This window comes from Chlorogloeopsis sp. ULAP01 (assembly GCF_030381805.1).
Taxonomy (GTDB): Bacteria; Cyanobacteriota; Cyanobacteriia; order Cyanobacteriales; family Nostocaceae; genus Chlorogloeopsis.
In genome coordinates this window covers 181347-197703 of record NZ_JAUDRH010000012.1, presented here as the reverse complement: position 1 = coordinate 197703, position 16357 = coordinate 181347, and the positions used below count along the sequence as shown (strand labels likewise).

Sequence of the window (16357 nt, the reverse complement as noted above, 5' to 3'; positions counted from 1 at the left end):
TGATCTAGGATGACAGGTTGGAATGAAATTCGGGTGAAATTTCTACAAGGGAGAGTCTGGGCGATCGCGATCGTTTACTGCTTTTTTGAAATTGATCGCTAAATCATCATTGGGCTGATGTTTTTACATTTATAAAATATAACTAGTTAGCTAACAAATCATCACATTTGAGGTCAGCGATCGCTACCGCATTTGACTCTTCCTTTTCTTGACAGCATCAGTCAGCTAAATAGCTGCGTGAGTTAACCCCATATTTTTGTAGAAGGGCGAGAGCTTGTTTTTCCACTTGTCGGACTCGTTCCCGACTAATGCCCATGCGTTGACTAGTCTGTACTAGGGTAAGTTCGTATCCATCTGCTAAACCAAAGCGTAAGATTAATACTTCCCTTTGCTGGGGAGTCAGCTTTGCTAATAGATTGTGAATGTCTTGATAGAAAAATTCTCGCTCGACGTAGCGTTCAGGAGATATTCTATCGTCCTCCAGCATATCCTGTAATTGGGTATCCTGCTCAAACCCAATTCGCATATCTAAGGAAATAGGTTGACGAACCAGCTGCAAATATTCTCGAATCTGACTGGGTTCTAGATTGAGTGCTTGGGCGACTTCCGTCACGCCAGCAATGTAACCAAGCTTTTGAGATAACTCTCGCTGTACATACTTAATTTTGTTCAGTTTATCAACCATGTGAATTGGTAAACGAATGGTGCGGGATTGTTGTGCGATCGCTAGTGTAATTCCCTGACGAATCCACCAATAAGCATAAGTAGAAAACTTGTATCCCAAAGTTGGATCAAATTTCTCTACCCCTCGTTCTAGCCCCAATGTACCTTCTTGAATTAAATCTAGAAACTCAATATTGCGTTTCTGGTATTTTTTAGCAATAGACACCACCAACCGCAGATTAGCCTGAATCATCTTTTGCTTGGCAATTTGTCCTTGACTTAGTTGTTGCAGCAGCACTTCTTCTTGCAACTGCATCTTATCAGCCCATTCTTGTAGCGTAGGTTCACGCTGTAATTTTTCAGATAGTTCTTCCTTCGCAGTCAGCATTGCCATCATTTGCTGAACTTGTTTAGCAAAAAAAATTTCTTGCTCATGGGTTAATAAAGGTACACGTCCAATTTGATGCAGATAGATACCCACTGTATCTGCTATAGATGAAAATTCGTTATTCTTGCTCTTAACTTTAGTTGGTTGAGATGCTGAGTTAGGCATGAATAAGTTAGCCTCCATTGAATAAATTTAAATGTTTATCAAATCATAAATAAACACAAATTAATCCAGAGTATTTCATTCGAGCAGCGACACACACTATCAGCAGTTTATGTACACCTAGAAATTACCTTTTATCCTATGAGCCAGTAAAGGATTCACTGGCTGTACTTGATCAAAATTGCAATGCCAACTAATTTTCCAAAACCACCCCAGCTACCTTCCCATCCTCCACAACAGGAGTACTTCGCTTAGGTAACAAATACTTACCAAACTTTGAGTACAAAGCTGGTAAAACCATCAAGGTTAACGCTGTAGAAGTAAACAAACCACCCAAAACTACTATCGAAAGTGGTTGCAAAACTTCTTTACCTGGCCCTACTGCAATTACTAACGGTACTAATCCCAAAGCTGAAGTAAATGATGTCATTAAAATAGCATTGAGTCGTTCCATTGACCCGGCTATCAGGATTTCTTTTAAAGACATTCCGATCGCAAACTTGGTTATGTAATTATCTACTAAAAGCAGTCCGTTACGAGTTGCTACACCAAATAAAGTTACAAAGCCTACCAAGGAAGCAACTGAGACAACACCCCCTGTTAAGGCTACAGCAATTACACCTCCAACTAAAGCGATGGGCAAGTTAATCATAATCATTGCTGTAGAAGCAATGGATTTGACAGAAAGATACATTAATACCGTAATTACTACGAAGGAAATGGCACTAAAAATTAAAATATTTTGTGAGGCTCTTTCTTCGGCTTCAAATTGACCGCCATACTGAATAAAGTAACCGGAGGGCAATTGCACTTGTGTCTTGACTTTGTTTTGAATTTCATTGACTAGCGATCGCAAATCTTTACCCTGAGCATTAGCAGATACTACAATTAGACGAGAGACATTTTCTCGGTTAATTGTATTGGGGCCAGTGCTATAGGTAACTTGAGCCACCTTAGCTAAAGGAATTTTATTTCCCCCTTCATCTCCTCCTGGGGAAGGAATATCAACTAATAAATTTTCAATTGTTTGTAAATTATTTCGGTATTGTGGTTGTAACCATACCACTAAATCAAAACTTTGTTGCTGCTCCAAAACTTGCGATACTACTTTGCCATTGAGCGCAGTTTCAATTATGTTAGATAGTTGCCCAACAGTTAAACCATAACGTGATGCGGCAACACGGTCAAATTTTATTTGAATCTGTTCGATGGGAACTTGCGGTTCTAATTGTAAATCCACTAGCCCAAAAACAGATGACATTACACCTTCAACTTGTTTACCAATTCTGCGGAGTTCTTCTAAATCTGAGCCAAATATTTTCACAGCAATTTGACTTCTAACCCCGGATAATATTTCATCAATTCTGTGCGAAATAAATCCACCAATATTCGCAGCTGCACCCGGTACTTTATTAAATTCTTCTCGCAACCATTCTACTGTTTCTTTGCGTTTTTCCATTCCTTTGTTGCTTAACCCAATGTCGAGGTGAGCGAGATTTACGGGTGCTGCATCTGGATCGTTAGGGGCGCGTCCTGCTCGTAGTTGCACATATTTTAACCTGGGATCATCTTTAAGTTTATTCTCCAATACAAAGGCTGCACTGTTAGTAGCTTCTAAAGATGAACCTGGATAAAGAGCTAAAGTATTGACCAAAGTTGTTTCTTGAAATTCTGGTAGAAAAGCCCGTCCCAAAGCTGGAAAAATCACTATTGCCGCTACCATTCCCGCCACAGCCACAGAGATAATAATCATGGGACTGTGGATAGCCAATTCTAAACAAGGATAGTATAGCCGCTTGAAAATTCGGGGTATTAATGGTTCTTTTAACGGCATTTTTCCGTGTGGAAGTAAAATCGCACACAATGCCGGACTTAATAGTAATGATTCTAAACTGGAAACCATGACCACTACTAGATAAGTCATTCCCATCGGCCCAAAAATTCGACCTTCTACACCTGCGAGGGCAAAAACAGGGGAAAAGACAACTATGGTAATTAAAGTTGCACCAATAAGAGATTCTCTAACTTCCTGTCCCCCTTCAAAAATGACTTGTAGTACCGGACGCGGATTATCAGAATGTTTATTTTGGCGCAGGTTGCGATAAGTATTTTCTGCATAAACAATGGCATCGTCAATTGCTGTGCCAATGGCTACCGCTAACCCTCCTAAAGTCATGGTGTTTAGCCCCAAGCCTAACCAGGATAATACTTGCAAGGCGAACACAAAAGTTAGAACAAAATCTAACAAGCACACTGCTAGAGTCCGCCAATTCATCAAAAAAGGAATGAGGATAAGTGCGGCAATAATACTGCCTTCCACCAAGGCCGATCTGACATTTTCTACTGAAGCATCAATATAATCTGCTTGGCGGAAGGTTTCTGTTACCTTTACTCCTTTAGGTAAACCTGCTTTCAACTCTGTCATTGCAGTTTCAATGGCACGGGTAACGGTAGGAGTATCAGCTAGAGGTTGCTTATTCACCATCACCACTACAGCATCTTTGCCATTTAAGCTGCCATCGCCAATCTTAATCGCACCGCCAATTTGAATGTCGGCAACATCTCCCAATCGCACAGGCGTTCCTTGACGGGCAACAATTACAGATTGTTTTAAATCATCCAGGGATTCAATTCGGCCAATTCCCCGAATCAGAGTTTGCTTGTCAGGGGTGATTAAAAAGCCACCAGGAGCATTGACATTTGCCCCCTGTACTGCTTCAGATACTTGCTGTAAGGATACATTAAAAGCATTGAGTTTGTTCGGATCTACTAATACTTGATACTGACGCACATCACCGCCATACACTAGCACTTGGCTAACGCCAGGGACTGCTAAAAGGCGGTTTGTCACTTGCCAATCAACGATGCGGCGTACTTCCATCAAATCGATTTTGGATTTGAGGTTTTGGTTTTCTCCCTCATCTTCCACTGTGAAGGAATATTTTAATACAGTGCCAATAGGTGAACTAATAGGAGCGAGTCTAGGTGTTTCAATTCCTTCGGGTAGCTTACTAACTGCTTGTTGCAGTCGTTCTTGTATCAACTGGCGGGCTTGATAGATATCTGTTCCCCAGCCAAAAACAACTCTGACTACAGAAAGTCCTGCTGAGGAGGAAGAACGAACTGCGCTGATCCCTGGTGTGCCGTTGATTGAGCTTTCAATTGGTAATGTCACCAAAGATTCTATTTCTTCGGGAGCAAGTCCGGGAGCTTCTGTTTCAATTTCAACTTGGGGAGGAGCAAAGTTGGGGAAAACATCCAGCGGCATTTGCGGGATGGTATTAAATAATATAATTACTGTGGAAATAAGTGCCGCAATTACTACTAACCAGCGTCGAGAAATTACCCATTTAGCGACTGCACTAATCATTATTTATTATTGATTTAGTTTTTGATTGCTAATTTTTGATTTTGTTTTTCGTGAACTATTAAGCAATAACTATTAATGATTGTCTGAACGACGATAATTTTCCTGTTCTTCCACAGAAGTGTTGGAAGTAGTGGAGGTTGGTTGTTTGTGGTTGTCGATATAAACCTCGGTTTCATAATTGAACCCGTCACCTACTGGTAGTAGACGGGAACGGATACGACGGCTAGACCAGAAACTACCAGCGACAAAAGCCAAAGTTGCGATCGCCACTCCTCCCCCTGTGCCTAGCAACCATAAAGGTATTGGCAAGCTGTTAGTTTTGGCTTCAGTTTCTTCTGTGTGGGAACCACCTTCTTCCTTATGTTCTTCTTCTTTAGCTTTACTACCTCCCCGTAATGATTGTGCATAAAGTTGGGGCGCACGTTGGGTAACTACTGAATCTCCCTCAAATAAACCACTAGTTATCTCTACCAAATCTCCAGATGTTTGACCTAAACTCACGTCAACTGACTGAAAGGCATTACCATTTTTGACATAAACCATTTTTTTGCCGTTTGCGTCTACCACAGCAGAGCTAGGAATTGCTAAGACAGGTGCAGATGTTTCGTTTGTTAATACTTGCAGTTCGGCAAACATTCCGGGTTTGAGCTGTCCGCCAGAGTTTTCTATTTCTGCTTGCACTGGTACTACTCGTGTTTGCCCTTCTACTACTGAGCCTATTCGGGTGATTTTACCAGTAAAGCTACGGTTAGGCAAAAAACTAATTTTTACTCTGAGTGGTTGACCAATTTTTACCTTGTTCAAATCTTTTTCATAGATATTAGCTGTGGCAAATATCCGACTGTCATTCAATATTGTCATTAGCTTGCCACCTGCATCTTGGAATGATTGACCGATGGTGACTTCTCGGTCAGCAACTTTACCTGAAATAGGAGCTGTTACTGTTACTAGTCCCTTGGCGTTGGCGATCGCTCCTAGTTGAGACAGTCGAGTTTGATACGTGGTATTACTAAGACTTATACGCTGTTTTGCTACAGCCACTGCTGCTTGAGCACGTTTGAGTTGATTTTCTGCTTCGATCACATCGCGGCGACTTGAAGCTGTTACAAGTTTCGCTTTGGCTTCTGCTAGCTGAGTTTGAGATTCGAGAGCATTACGACGTGGCAAAGCACCAGCATCAGCTAACTGCTTGTCTTTATCGTACTTTTCTTGTGCAAATGCCACTTGGCTTTGTGTTTGAGCGATTTCTGCTGCGGCAATTTGTTGGTAGCGATCGTAGTTTTGTTGGGCTAGTCTGAGATCGGCAAGTGCTTGTTGTAAATCTGCTTGTCCTTGAGCAAGTTTTTCCTGAGATTCCACACGTAAGCTCACTAGGTCAGGACTGGTTAAAACGGCTACAGGCTGACCTTTTTGAACTCTTGCACCAGGTTCGACTAAAAGTTCAACCACTTTTGCTCCAGATATTGGGGTAGTTACTTCTACTCTTTGGCTCGGTAGAGTTTCAATCTGTCCTGTGGCTTTAATACCTAAAGCTAATGGTTGTCTTTTTACTGGTTCGACTTTAATTCCTAACTGCTGGGCTGTTTCAGCATCAACTTCAATTGAACCACTTGTTTCGCTTCCAGCTTGAAATGCACTTCCACCAGTGTGGTCATGTCCACCGCCGGCGAAAACAGCCGTGGGAGAAGATAGCAATAGCAAACTGAGTACTGCGGAAGAAGCACAACGGAGTGGAGTAGAAGGTTGATAACGCTTAGATATTACCATCGCTAATTATGTCCTGTGAGTTAGGAGAAGTCAGAGTTAAATTTAATGTTGGTATTTTTAGGAAGAATTTGGTTCTTGCACTGTCTTGGGCTAGTTATGTCGTTTGTACAAGTAGTTTTAAGAAGTTTAACTAGCGTTCTTTATTCAGTCTTTCATATCGATGTGAAATTCGGGTGAAATTTTGAATGGTGGCTGCTATTTTTTAGGCAGAGTATCAACGTATTTACTGTCATAAATGTCCCAACGCTTCTGGACTCAGAGTAGAAAGTAATTATTAATTATTAGCTAATACGATCGCTTTTTACTTTAATAATTGACAACTTTGATCAACGCAAAATTTGCTAGCCAATTCTCCAAAATCCTATACTTTATTAGCTTGGTTATCCATTCATTTGGGTTGTCTTCTTGACTACTTGGATCAGTGGTGAACTCAGCGTTTCACGATACGCCGTAGTACTATCCCAAAAACTCCTAATCCTAACAGTACTACTAGAACTAGTGCAGGAATTTTCCACTCTCGGCTCTATTGTTTTTGCTCCGCTGTGCTAGCTATGTTTTTCGGTGGCGATATTTTTACTTTGGGTGTTGATGCAGTACCAGATGCCACAGTGAGATCATATTTCATCCTCTAACACTCGACTTTCTACATCGCACCGCTAGTTCCACGCCTATACTTGAATGTTGTGGGCAACAGCTGGGTTGACTAGTAAAGCTATAAACAGTGTGCAGCCTAGAGTATGATAAAAACTGAATTGATAAAGCATATGATTTTATTTGGAAATTTGGCACAAAGCGACTGTCTGCGTCAAAAGACAAGCTGTCAAATTTTACTTTAATAATACTTTACGCAATATTAAATAGATTGATTCTTCAAAGTCTGCAAACTTGCTCAGTCCTGCTATAATCAGCATCAGCAACCCCAGTACTAGTTGCCGAAATTGTAACTGACCAACAGCTTCCCAGGTAATCAAAAGAGCTTTTTTCATGACTTAGGAACCGCACACTTACAAAGACAGAAGCACGACTCCAAAGTCGTTAGACATTACCAACTACCACTTTTAGGCTAGCAGTGCATTTTACCAAGTACGGCAAAGAGATTTTCTAGTTTTATTTAGCACAGCCACAAACAGATTCACATTGAGTGCAGACTTCACCATTTTGATGGCTGTTGGCACAAGCTTCACAGCAGTAAGGTTTGCCATCCTTCATCACAGCTTGATCAATGGAAAAAACGCATAGGCAAGTACCACAGGCACATTTGACTTGGTTTACAGTTGCTGCCATAGCTTTACTTTCTCCTTTTTGTTGTGAAATCATTAGTTAAGAGGCAAGAGTAGCGATCGCTGCTTTGACTTAACAAGAATATAATATCAGTATTGACTATTAGTAACTGCGAATGGAATGCGGCTATTTAGAACCAAGACCAGTGAATATTAAACGAAACTTGCAAGTCTGGCAAAGGTAAGGCGATTGACCTCTTTAAAAAATTTGAAGTGGCGGGTGTAGCATCATGGCTGATAAGCTAATAGTTTCAACCAAAAAACTGTCCTTGTCTCAATCTTTGTAGTTTTAGCATCATGATACACATCATCAACCACAAGAAACCAACTCCATAACCTGCAATTACATCTGTTGGCCAATGTACTCCTAAATATAGGCGACTGATGCCAATTGCCACAATTAAAATAACTGCTAAAGTATAAATAATTTGCGAAAATTTAGGATAGTGAGTGGCTATTATATAGGCAATAAAACCATACAATACCATAGAACCTAGTGCATGACCGCTAGGAAAACTGAAAGATTTTTCAGAAATCAAAAGTGTCCAAAGTTGCGGACGGGGTTTTGAGAAAAATAACTTTAAACCTGTATTTAGAATTAACCCTCCTAGACAAGTAAGCACAAAAATATATGTTTCTATCCGGTAACGTCGCCACCAAAGTATTCCTAAAGTAAATGCTGCAACTACTACTACTGTCTTTGGATTACCAAGATTCGTAATAAATAGCATCAAATTGTCAAGACTCGGATTGGCAAATTGATGTAGCCATAATAAAAAAGATGTATCAAAGGCAAAAGCTTCTTTTTCCAGAATTTCTTCAGCAAGCTTGGCGACAACAAACAAAATCAGCAGACAAACAGTAAGTCCAACTATACCAATCGTGGCAATTAAAGGAGCTAAACGAGGGTGTATATGTCGTAACCAAAAGGTAGAAATTTTTCGTATCATTGAGTTATGTCTAAATCTGTTATTGATTTATAGCTTATAGAATAATAGTCAAGAAACTGAAAAGATAATTTTAAATCAAAAATTCAGTTACTTTATTGAAATTAAGCTTTTAAGCACCTGGTTTAAAGTAATCTAGTAATCTATCCCCTGAATCTGCCCTTACCAGAGCTACCACTATATCGGGTAGTGCAGCTAAATTGGGATATACTAAGTAACGAGGTTCCCAACGAGGACTAAACTTATCCTTAAATGTATGCAAACCTTTAAAGTTATAAAACTTATTTAAGTGTTCGTAGAGATATTTTAATGCTTTCTCCAAAGCGGGAGAATCTTGTGTTCCTCCAACTCCAGAAAGTGCAGATAATCCCAAATTAAAACCGTCATAATTGAGTTGCTGAAAGTGCTGAAACATTGAGACAAATAAAAATTCCATTGTCCCTTTTTCAATGTCTGTACGTCGTCGCATTAAGTCGATAGTAATTTCATTTTTCTGAAACTCTGATACCACGTTTGTAAAGGCACTAATTGTTCCTTCTGGAGTATGTACAGCCACAATTTCGCACTCACGTAAGTAGTCATAATCAAACCAACCAACAGAAAACTTTTTCTCGGCTCCCTGCATCATCTGAAGCCATTCATCACTTATTGACCTCAATTCTTTTAATAATTCATCTGCAATGGGTGGTTGATAAAATTTAACTTGATGACCCGACTTCGTAAGTCTATTGAGAGCATTTCTTAAGTTTTGGTTAGCTTTGCCTTGAAGGGTCAAGCTATGTAAGTCAACAATTGCCTCCTCACCAATTTGAACAGTACGGTAGCCTAATGTCCACTCGCGCGGATATCAAAAGGGACAAATTGCTCTATTAATTCTGTGCGTCTAGGCGAATTAGGAGTACCCGCAGATATCAAATTCACAACCCCTACTATGGCGGTTAAAATAGAGGCTGTCCACAATCCAATGCGTTGACGTTTATTTAGCAATTGCTTTTCCTCACTTTGCTTAACTATTTGATTGTGTCGTGGAGCAAGTTTAATTTCAAGTTGGGTTAAACATAAATTAAGCTAGGAACGCACTTTTAGCCGTTGATTAATTTCATACAAACCCAGCAACACCACTGCAACTATCAAGGGCAGGATATAGTAAACTCCTCGGTAAGCTATTAGCGAACCCAAAGCTGCTGGGGCTGTTACTTCTGATGGCAGTAGCAAAAGTATTACGGTTTCAAACACTCCTAAGCCACCAGGAACATTGCTAACAATGCCTGCAATCATTGCTAATAAGTAGATACCAGCAAAGCCGAAATAGGACAAAGGAATACTTGGGGGTAACAGAAGATAGAGAACAGCGATCGCCAATCCCCAATCCACTAAAGAAATTCCTATTTGCTTCAAGGAAAGTCGAAAGGAAGGAAAAGAAAATGTCTGTCCGCGAATCCTTAAGAGGCTATTTATAAAGTAAATCTAAAGATAGCTAGCTCAGAGAAATTGCAATTTCTAGGATACTTTTAAAACGGTACAACTACTTAGAAAGCAATGGCTCGAAAGGCTTATTCTACAGACCTTAGTGACTTAGAATGGGAAATTCTCGCTCCATTAATTCCACCAGCAAAATCTGGAGGACATCCTCGCACAACTGATATGCGGGAAGTATGTAACGCCATCTACTACCACTTAAAAACGGGGTGTCAATGGGATATGCTGCCAGAAGATTTCCCTCCAAGCTCAACGGTATACAGCTACTACCGCAAATGGCAGCGCAAAGGTGTTTGGGAAAAATTAAACCATACACTGCGCGGTCAAGTTCGCTCAAAGTTAGGTAAATCAACACAACCAACAGCGATCGCCCTTCTACAGTCAGTCGGTAAAAACGACTGAAAAAAGGGGGATGTTTACGGCTTTGATGGTGGCAAGCTAGTTAAGGGAAGGAAACGTCAAACGATAGTAGATAGTCTAGGACTATTGCTCAAAGTGGTTGTAAGTGAAGGCAATGCCCCTGAAAGAGTACTGGCAGCATATGCTTTGATGGAATTACTGGAGGAACGGCCAGAATTATTGGAAAAAGTTGAAGTCATGTGGGTTGACTCAGGCGATGACGGTGACAAGTTTGCCCTGGCGGTATGGCTGATGATTCAAGCTCATGTTGAGGTCATGCGCCGTACTGATAACAGGTTTGAGGTTTTACCCAAGCGTTGGGTAGTAGAAAGAACATGATTGCTGGTTCAACCAGTATCATCGTCTAAGTAAAGATTACGAACGTCTTCCTGACATGAGTGAAGCTGCTATATATGGTGTTATGACTCGTATTATGCTACGTCGTCTAGTCGCCTAAAGATTTACTTTATAAATGGTCTCTTACACTTTCGCTTTTAAAAGTATGATTTGTACTGGTTTAATAATGTGGCAACTAATTCTGATCTAACTTCAATAGTAAGAAATTACCTCTCAAATTTGTACACAGTAAACCCAAAGCTAAAATCTTTCAAACCCTTGCTATATATTGCATACGATTTTTGTCAAATGGCAAATTTTAGCTTAAAAAGACTGTTAATCTAGTTTCCGCACTCTTACTAGAGTATTGCTAATTTTTGCAAAATAAATATATATTCAGCCTTTTAAAAAAAATGAAATCAAAATGAAATCATTTTTATGTATCAGTAATCACATTGTGTATAAAGAAATGAAATCAAGATGAAATGCTTATACTTCATTAGTCATAAATAATAATTAAGTCCTTAGATGGAAGTGTTTTCCTCTAGACCCCTTTAAATTATTGTCAGTTCTCATTTTTATAGTGTTGATTGCTAGCAATCTCAAATTCTATGGTTAAGAAGAATTTGTTGTTCTAGTTAAATATTTTGTTTGTGGTGTCTTAATTGAAAGCTAAATACAAAAATCAGGCAATACTTTAGTTGAGGAGTGCATGAATACACCTGTAACAAGCAATACACTTGCTGCAAATTTCGGTATAACTCTAGAAGTTTGCTCTCAAGGAAGTGCGTCAGTAACTCTAGAACCAGCCAGCATTCTACTCTCTAGAACTCGCTCCACTGAAGCTGATCGAATGATCAGCTATGCCAAAACAAGTGGCATGATAAATATGAAACTAGTAGCTGCTGATGATCAACACGATCTGAGATTTATTGATGCAACGAACGTTTACTATCACAATGCTATTGAGATAGCTATCACTCCGATAACCCAGTGGCAACAAGGCTGCTATCCTGGTCTTAACTATAACTTTATGATATTGCCTCCCTACAAATTTTCCCCCCAAACCTAGTGCTACACTGGGTTTTCTTGTATTTGGTGTTCTTGGTATAGGTTTAACACAACCGACTCAAGCAGGTATTGACTAGCGCTCTTAGCAGTAGATCTAGTTAATTCTATGCTGCATAATCCGAAGTTTTGGTCAAGCACTTCGGCAATGTTGGAGGTTTTTTTCCACTTGATCTTGCTTACTTAAATAAGCTTGATAAGAATTTCATGTGTTTGCCTTAAAGGCAATATGACATTGCTGATTAGACAACTATTTCATGTGTAAGTCTTGCTATTTTATTTACCTTTATTAGGATGAGAAAGGCATCCTTGATAGCGTTGCAAGTAAGCTATCTAAAAACAACTAGGTATAGATGTCGCACAATAATAGCTCACTACGTTTAACTGCTAGCATCGCCTTACGTGTGCTTCTAGCCCTGACACCCACCCTTGGCGTTTTTACTATTGCGATTGAGCCAATACTGGCAAGCCAACCTGCTCCAAGAAACAGGCTCACGCAACTTGAAATTCGCCTTATGCGGGATTTGATTGACGGTCACAACTTTGCAATTGAAATGTCGGAGGTATGTCTGCAAAGGGCTACACTTGAAGAATTGAAATCGCTCTGTCAGCAGGTCATTACTGCTCAGCAGCAAGAAATTCAAACGATGCAGTCGTGGCTTAGGGACTGGTATGGCATTTCGTACTCACCAACATCGAACAAGTTTAGTCAAAATGTAATAAATCAGCTATCAGCACTAAGTGGAGACGATTTCAATATCACGTTCATGAAGACTCTAACCTCACACCACTGGGGTGCCATCATATTCGCTGGGGAAATTATTGACCGCGCTTATCATGTAGAGTTTGTAAACTTAGGTGCCGATGTTGTTACTCAGCAAACAAGGGAAATTAATCAGCTGCGAAGCTGGCTCAAAAAAATCTACAACATAGATTATGTTGGATCAGCAGCTGCGGGTTCGGCTGCTGATACCCCTGACGCTGAAAGCAGTCTTCTTAATCCAGAGTCACATTCAAAGTAATTGACGAGGCAGTGCAGTAATAGGTGAAAGTGCTTTTATTTATTACTGGCTGGCTCTTTTAGAGGTATGCTACGTCTAGGTTTTACCCCTCGACGTAGCAACGAATCGTAATAATTAGCTCTTGTAACACCACTCCTACTTTAATGCTTTGTTCTGCTTAAATTACAAGAACTTTCAGCAACAAAATTGAACGATATCTTAATGTCAATTTATTATATTGACTGATTCTCGAAAAGTGCTTTCGATACCTTCCCATCCTTTACTACTTGCACGCTTTGCTTAGGCAGTAAAATTTTTCCAAACTTAGCATATAAAGCAGGTAAAACCACTAATGTTAATGCTGTAGAAGTAAACAAACCACCCAATACTACTATCGAAAGTGGTTGGAGAATTTCTTTTCCCGGACCACTCTCAATTACTAAAGGCGCTAATCCTAAAGCCGAGGTAAAAGCTGTCATCAAAATAGCATTCAGCCGTTCCATTGAACCTTTGATTAACAGTTCCTTAAGTGGCATTCCTTCTGCAAATTTAGTGTTGTAATTATCCACCAATAACAAGCCATTACGAGTGGCAACTCCAAACAAAGTGACAAAGCCAACCAAAGAGGCAATAGAAATAATACCGCCACTCAAAGCCACTGAAAATACTCCCCCTACCAATGCCAAAGGCAAATTAATCATAATCATGGCAGTAGAAGGAATAGATTTAACTGAAATATACATGATGACTGTAATAGCAACAAGGGCTATGGCACTGAAAATTAAAATATTTTGAGTAGCTCTTTCTTCTGCTTCAAATTGCCCTGCATACTGAATGTAGTAACCCGGAGGAATCTGTACTTGTTGCTGAACTTTGTCGCGAATTTCATTCACTATAGAGCGTAAATCTCTACCGCTAGCATTAGCAGAAACAACTATTAAACGAGAGACATTTTCTCTGTTGATAGTGTTTGGCCCAGTGCCATTTTCAATTGTGGCAACTTGTGCTAAGGGAATCTTTTGACCGTCAGGAGTATCAACTAATAAATTGCGAATTGTATCCAAGTTTTGACGTGCATCTGACTTTAACCACACAAGTAAATCGAAAGTTTGTTGTTTCTCCAAAACTTGAGAAACTACTCTTCCATTCAGGGCAGTTTCGATAATTTCAGAAAGTTTTCCTACTGTCAATCCATATCTTGAAGCAGCCGGACGGTTAAACTTAATTTGTATTTGTTCAATCGGTATTTGAGGTTCTAGTTGTAAATCTACAATCCCATTAACGGTTTTCATTACATTATCAACTTGTTGACCAATTGTGCGAAGTTGTTCTAAGTCACTGCCGAAAATTTTGACAGCGATCGCACTCCTTACCCCTGATAACACTTCATCCATGCGGTGAGAGATGAAACCACCAATATTCGGTGCTACCCCCGGTAATTTAGCAAATTCTTCCCGTAGCTTCTCAATCGTCCCCTCCCTATCTTTCATTCCTTCTTCGCTTAACTCAATGTCCAAGTGACCTAAATTTACTCCTGCTGCATCTGCATCACCAGGCGCACGTCCAGAACGTAACTGTACGTAGGGAAATCTAGAGTCTCCCTTGAGAGCGTGTTGAAGTGCTTCACCAGCTGCATTAGTAGTTTCTAGAGACACACCAGGATAAAGAGTCAGGGTATTCACCAAAGTTTGTTCCTGAAACTCTGGTAAAAACACTCTTCCAAATGAGGGAACAATCAAAGTTGCTGCTACTAAACTCGCAATAGCTAAGGCTAAAATAATTCCAGAACGTCGTAGAGAAAAATTTATTAAAGGATAATAAAGCCGCTTAAAAAATCTTGCTACCCAAGGTTCAGTTTCTGGCAAGTGACCGTAAGGCAACAATATTGCACATAAAGCTGGAGTTACTGTTAATGCTGTGATACTAGAAGCAATCACAGCCGCCATATAACCCAATCCCATTGGAATAAAAATGCTACCTTCTACACCAGTCAAAGCAAATACTGGTGAGAAGACAACTATAGTAATAATTGTGGCTCCAAATACCGAATCACGTACTTCTTGGCAACCATTAAATACCACATCTAAAACAGGGCGTGGGTGGGGAGAGTATTTATTTTCTCGCAGGTTGCGGTAGACATTTTCAGCATCGACAATGGCATCATCAACAGCGGAACCAATTGCTACTGCCAATCCTCCCAAAGTCATCGTATTTAAACCTTGCCCCACCCAGTTTAGTAGTAGCACTCCTACTAATAAAGACAAGGGAAGGGCAGTTAAACAAATAGCCAGGTTGCGCCAATTCATCAAAAATGGAATTAAGATAATAGCAACAATAATGCTGCCTTCAATTAACGCTTCTCGAACATTTTCAATCGAAGAATCTATATAATTTTCCTGGCGAAAGGTAGGGGTAACTTTAATATCTTTGGGTAAGCCTGCTTTAATCTCTGACATCGCCGCTTCAATCGCACGGGTGACAGTGGGAGTATCGGCTTGTGGCTGTTTGTTAATCATTACAATCACTGCCTTTTGACCGTTAAAGGTGCCATCACCTCGTTTAATCGCTGCACCGATTTGCACGTCGGCAATATCTGATATTTTTACAGGTGTACCATTGCGAGCAGTAATTACAGATTGCTGTAGTTCTTCTATAGATTCAATTCGCCCTATACCCCGAATTAATTTTTCGCGATCGGGAGTAATTAAATAACCACCCGGAGCATTAACATTAGCAGCAGAGGCAGCTTGCTCTACGTCTTCTAAGGTGACATTAAAAGCTCTAAGTTTTGCTGGATCAACTAATACTTGATATTGGCGATTATCACCGCCGTATGCTACTATCTGAGAAACACCACCGACAGCCAAAAGGCGGTTTGTTACTTGCCAATCAACTATGCGCCGCACTTCCATTAGAGAAGTTTTTTCTGATGTAAAGGCGTATTGTAAGACAGTTCCGATGGGGGAACTAGTAGGGGAAATTTGCGGTGTTTCAACTCCTTCTGGAAGTTTACTTTGCGCTTGTTGCAGTCGCTCTGTTACTAGCTGGCGTGCTTGATAAATTTCAGTTCCCCAGTTAAAAATGACTTTGACAACGGAGATTCCCGAGGCACTGGAAGAACGTACTAAATTTCAGTTCCCCAGTTAAAAATGACTTTGACAACGGAGATTCCCGAGGCACTGGAAGAACGTACTGCTGTGACTCCTGGAGTACCATTAATTGCACTTTCAATTGGTAAAGTTACCAGAGATTCTACTTCCTCCGGTGCTAGTCCTGGTGCTTCCGTTTGAATTTCGACTTGGGGCGGTGCAAAACTAGGAAACACATCTAAGGGCATTTGGATAATTGTACGAAATATCCAAACAGTAACGATAATTGTACCCAGAATGACTAACCAACGGCGAGCGATCGCCCATTTAATGATAGAACTGAGCATATTCAGACTTTAGGCAAGGGAAAGATGGTAGTTTGACCGCAGTGCTTGTGCATTGGCTAGC

The 16357-nt window shown here is 40.2% G+C and carries 10 protein-coding genes and 3 pseudogenes; 3 read left to right on the top strand and 10 right to left on the bottom strand.

Going from position 1 to position 16357, the window contains the following annotated elements; translation table 11 throughout:
- Positions 1-217: 217 nt before the first annotated feature.
- The 9 genes and pseudogenes from sigB to QUB80_RS23185 all read right to left on the bottom strand — a co-directional run bounded on the left by sigB (position 218) and on the right by QUB80_RS23185 (position 10017).
- Complete coding sequence (gene sigB, locus QUB80_RS23220) at positions 218-1216, bottom strand: sigma-70 family RNA polymerase sigma factor SigB (RefSeq protein WP_289791846.1); 999 nt, start codon at positions 1214-1216, stop codon at positions 218-220.
- A 190-nt stretch (positions 1217-1406) separates the two neighbouring features.
- Complete coding sequence (locus QUB80_RS23215) at positions 1407-4583, bottom strand: efflux RND transporter permease subunit (protein WP_289791845.1); 3177 nt, start codon at positions 4581-4583, stop codon at positions 1407-1409.
- Positions 4584-4655: 72 nt separating this feature from the next.
- On the bottom strand, positions 4656-6350 hold the full coding sequence (locus QUB80_RS23210; protein ID WP_289791844.1) for an efflux RND transporter periplasmic adaptor subunit: 1695 nt from the start codon (positions 6348-6350) through the stop codon (positions 4656-4658).
- Between the two features lie 827 nt (positions 6351-7177).
- Positions 7178-7336: a hypothetical protein gene (locus QUB80_RS23205; protein WP_289791843.1), complete on the bottom strand. Its 159-nt coding sequence runs from the start codon at positions 7334-7336 to the stop codon at positions 7178-7180.
- A gap of 121 nt (positions 7337-7457) precedes the next feature.
- Complete coding sequence (locus tag QUB80_RS23200; protein WP_289791842.1) at positions 7458-7634, bottom strand: metallothionein; 177 nt, start codon at positions 7632-7634, stop codon at positions 7458-7460.
- 247 nt (positions 7635-7881) lie between these two features.
- A complete protein-coding gene (locus QUB80_RS23195; protein WP_289791841.1) occupies positions 7882-8580 on the bottom strand; it encodes a phosphatase PAP2 family protein in 699 nt (232 codons plus the stop codon).
- Positions 8581-8689: 109 nt separating this feature from the next.
- A pseudogene (locus QUB80_RS23190) lies at positions 8690-9409 on the bottom strand (bifunctional lysylphosphatidylglycerol flippase/synthetase MprF); the annotation flags it as partial.
- Complete coding sequence (locus QUB80_RS35285; protein WP_502875312.1) at positions 9403-9564, bottom strand: hypothetical protein; 162 nt, start codon at positions 9562-9564, stop codon at positions 9403-9405. The gene QUB80_RS35285 and the pseudogene QUB80_RS23190, both read right to left, overlap by 7 nt.
- Before the next feature lie 81 nt (positions 9565-9645).
- Entirely contained in the window at positions 9646-10017 is a 372-nt protein-coding gene (locus QUB80_RS23185; RefSeq protein WP_289791921.1) for a lysylphosphatidylglycerol synthase domain-containing protein, read from the bottom strand.
- Positions 10018-10116: 99 nt separating this feature from the next.
- On the opposite strand from QUB80_RS23185, the pseudogene QUB80_RS23180 reads away from it, so the two are divergent.
- The 3 genes and pseudogenes from QUB80_RS23180 to QUB80_RS23170 all read left to right on the top strand — a co-directional run bounded on the left by QUB80_RS23180 (position 10117) and on the right by QUB80_RS23170 (position 12881).
- Positions 10117-10912 (top strand): annotated as a pseudogene (locus QUB80_RS23180) (IS5 family transposase).
- A gap of 591 nt (positions 10913-11503) precedes the next feature.
- Positions 11504-11863: a hypothetical protein gene (locus tag QUB80_RS23175; RefSeq protein WP_289791840.1), complete on the top strand. Its 360-nt coding sequence runs from the start codon at positions 11504-11506 to the stop codon at positions 11861-11863.
- A gap of 349 nt (positions 11864-12212) precedes the next feature.
- Positions 12213-12881, top strand: a complete 669-nt coding sequence (locus tag QUB80_RS23170) for a DUF305 domain-containing protein (protein WP_289791839.1) — start codon at positions 12213-12215, stop codon at positions 12879-12881.
- 212 nt (positions 12882-13093) lie between these two features.
- On the opposite strand, the pseudogene QUB80_RS23165 reads toward QUB80_RS23170, so the two are convergent.
- Positions 13094-16296: pseudogene (locus QUB80_RS23165) on the bottom strand (efflux RND transporter permease subunit).
- Between the last annotated feature and the right edge of the window lie 61 nt (positions 16297-16357).

What these genes read in the sequence shown, in the direction of transcription:
- sigB (WP_289791846.1), bottom strand. Translation starts at nt 1,216, where the DNA reads ATGCCTAACTCAGCATCTCAACCAACTAAAGTTAAGAGCAAGAATAAC.
- QUB80_RS23215 (WP_289791845.1), bottom strand. Translation starts at nt 4,583, where the DNA reads ATGATTAGTGCAGTCGCTAAATGGGTAATTTCTCGACGCTGGTTAGTA.
- QUB80_RS23210 (WP_289791844.1), bottom strand. Translation starts at nt 6,350, where the DNA reads ATGGTAATATCTAAGCGTTATCAACCTTCTACTCCACTCCGTTGTGCT.
- QUB80_RS23205 (WP_289791843.1), bottom strand. Translation starts at nt 7,336, where the DNA reads ATGAAAAAAGCTCTTTTGATTACCTGGGAAGCTGTTGGTCAGTTACAA.
- QUB80_RS23200 (WP_289791842.1), bottom strand. Translation starts at nt 7,634, where the DNA reads ATGGCAGCAACTGTAAACCAAGTCAAATGTGCCTGTGGTACTTGCCTA.
- QUB80_RS23195 (WP_289791841.1), bottom strand. Translation starts at nt 8,580, where the DNA reads ATGATACGAAAAATTTCTACCTTTTGGTTACGACATATACACCCTCGT.
- QUB80_RS23175 (WP_289791840.1), top strand. Translation starts at nt 11,504, where the DNA reads ATGAATACACCTGTAACAAGCAATACACTTGCTGCAAATTTCGGTATA.
- QUB80_RS23170 (WP_289791839.1), top strand. Translation starts at nt 12,213, where the DNA reads ATGTCGCACAATAATAGCTCACTACGTTTAACTGCTAGCATCGCCTTA.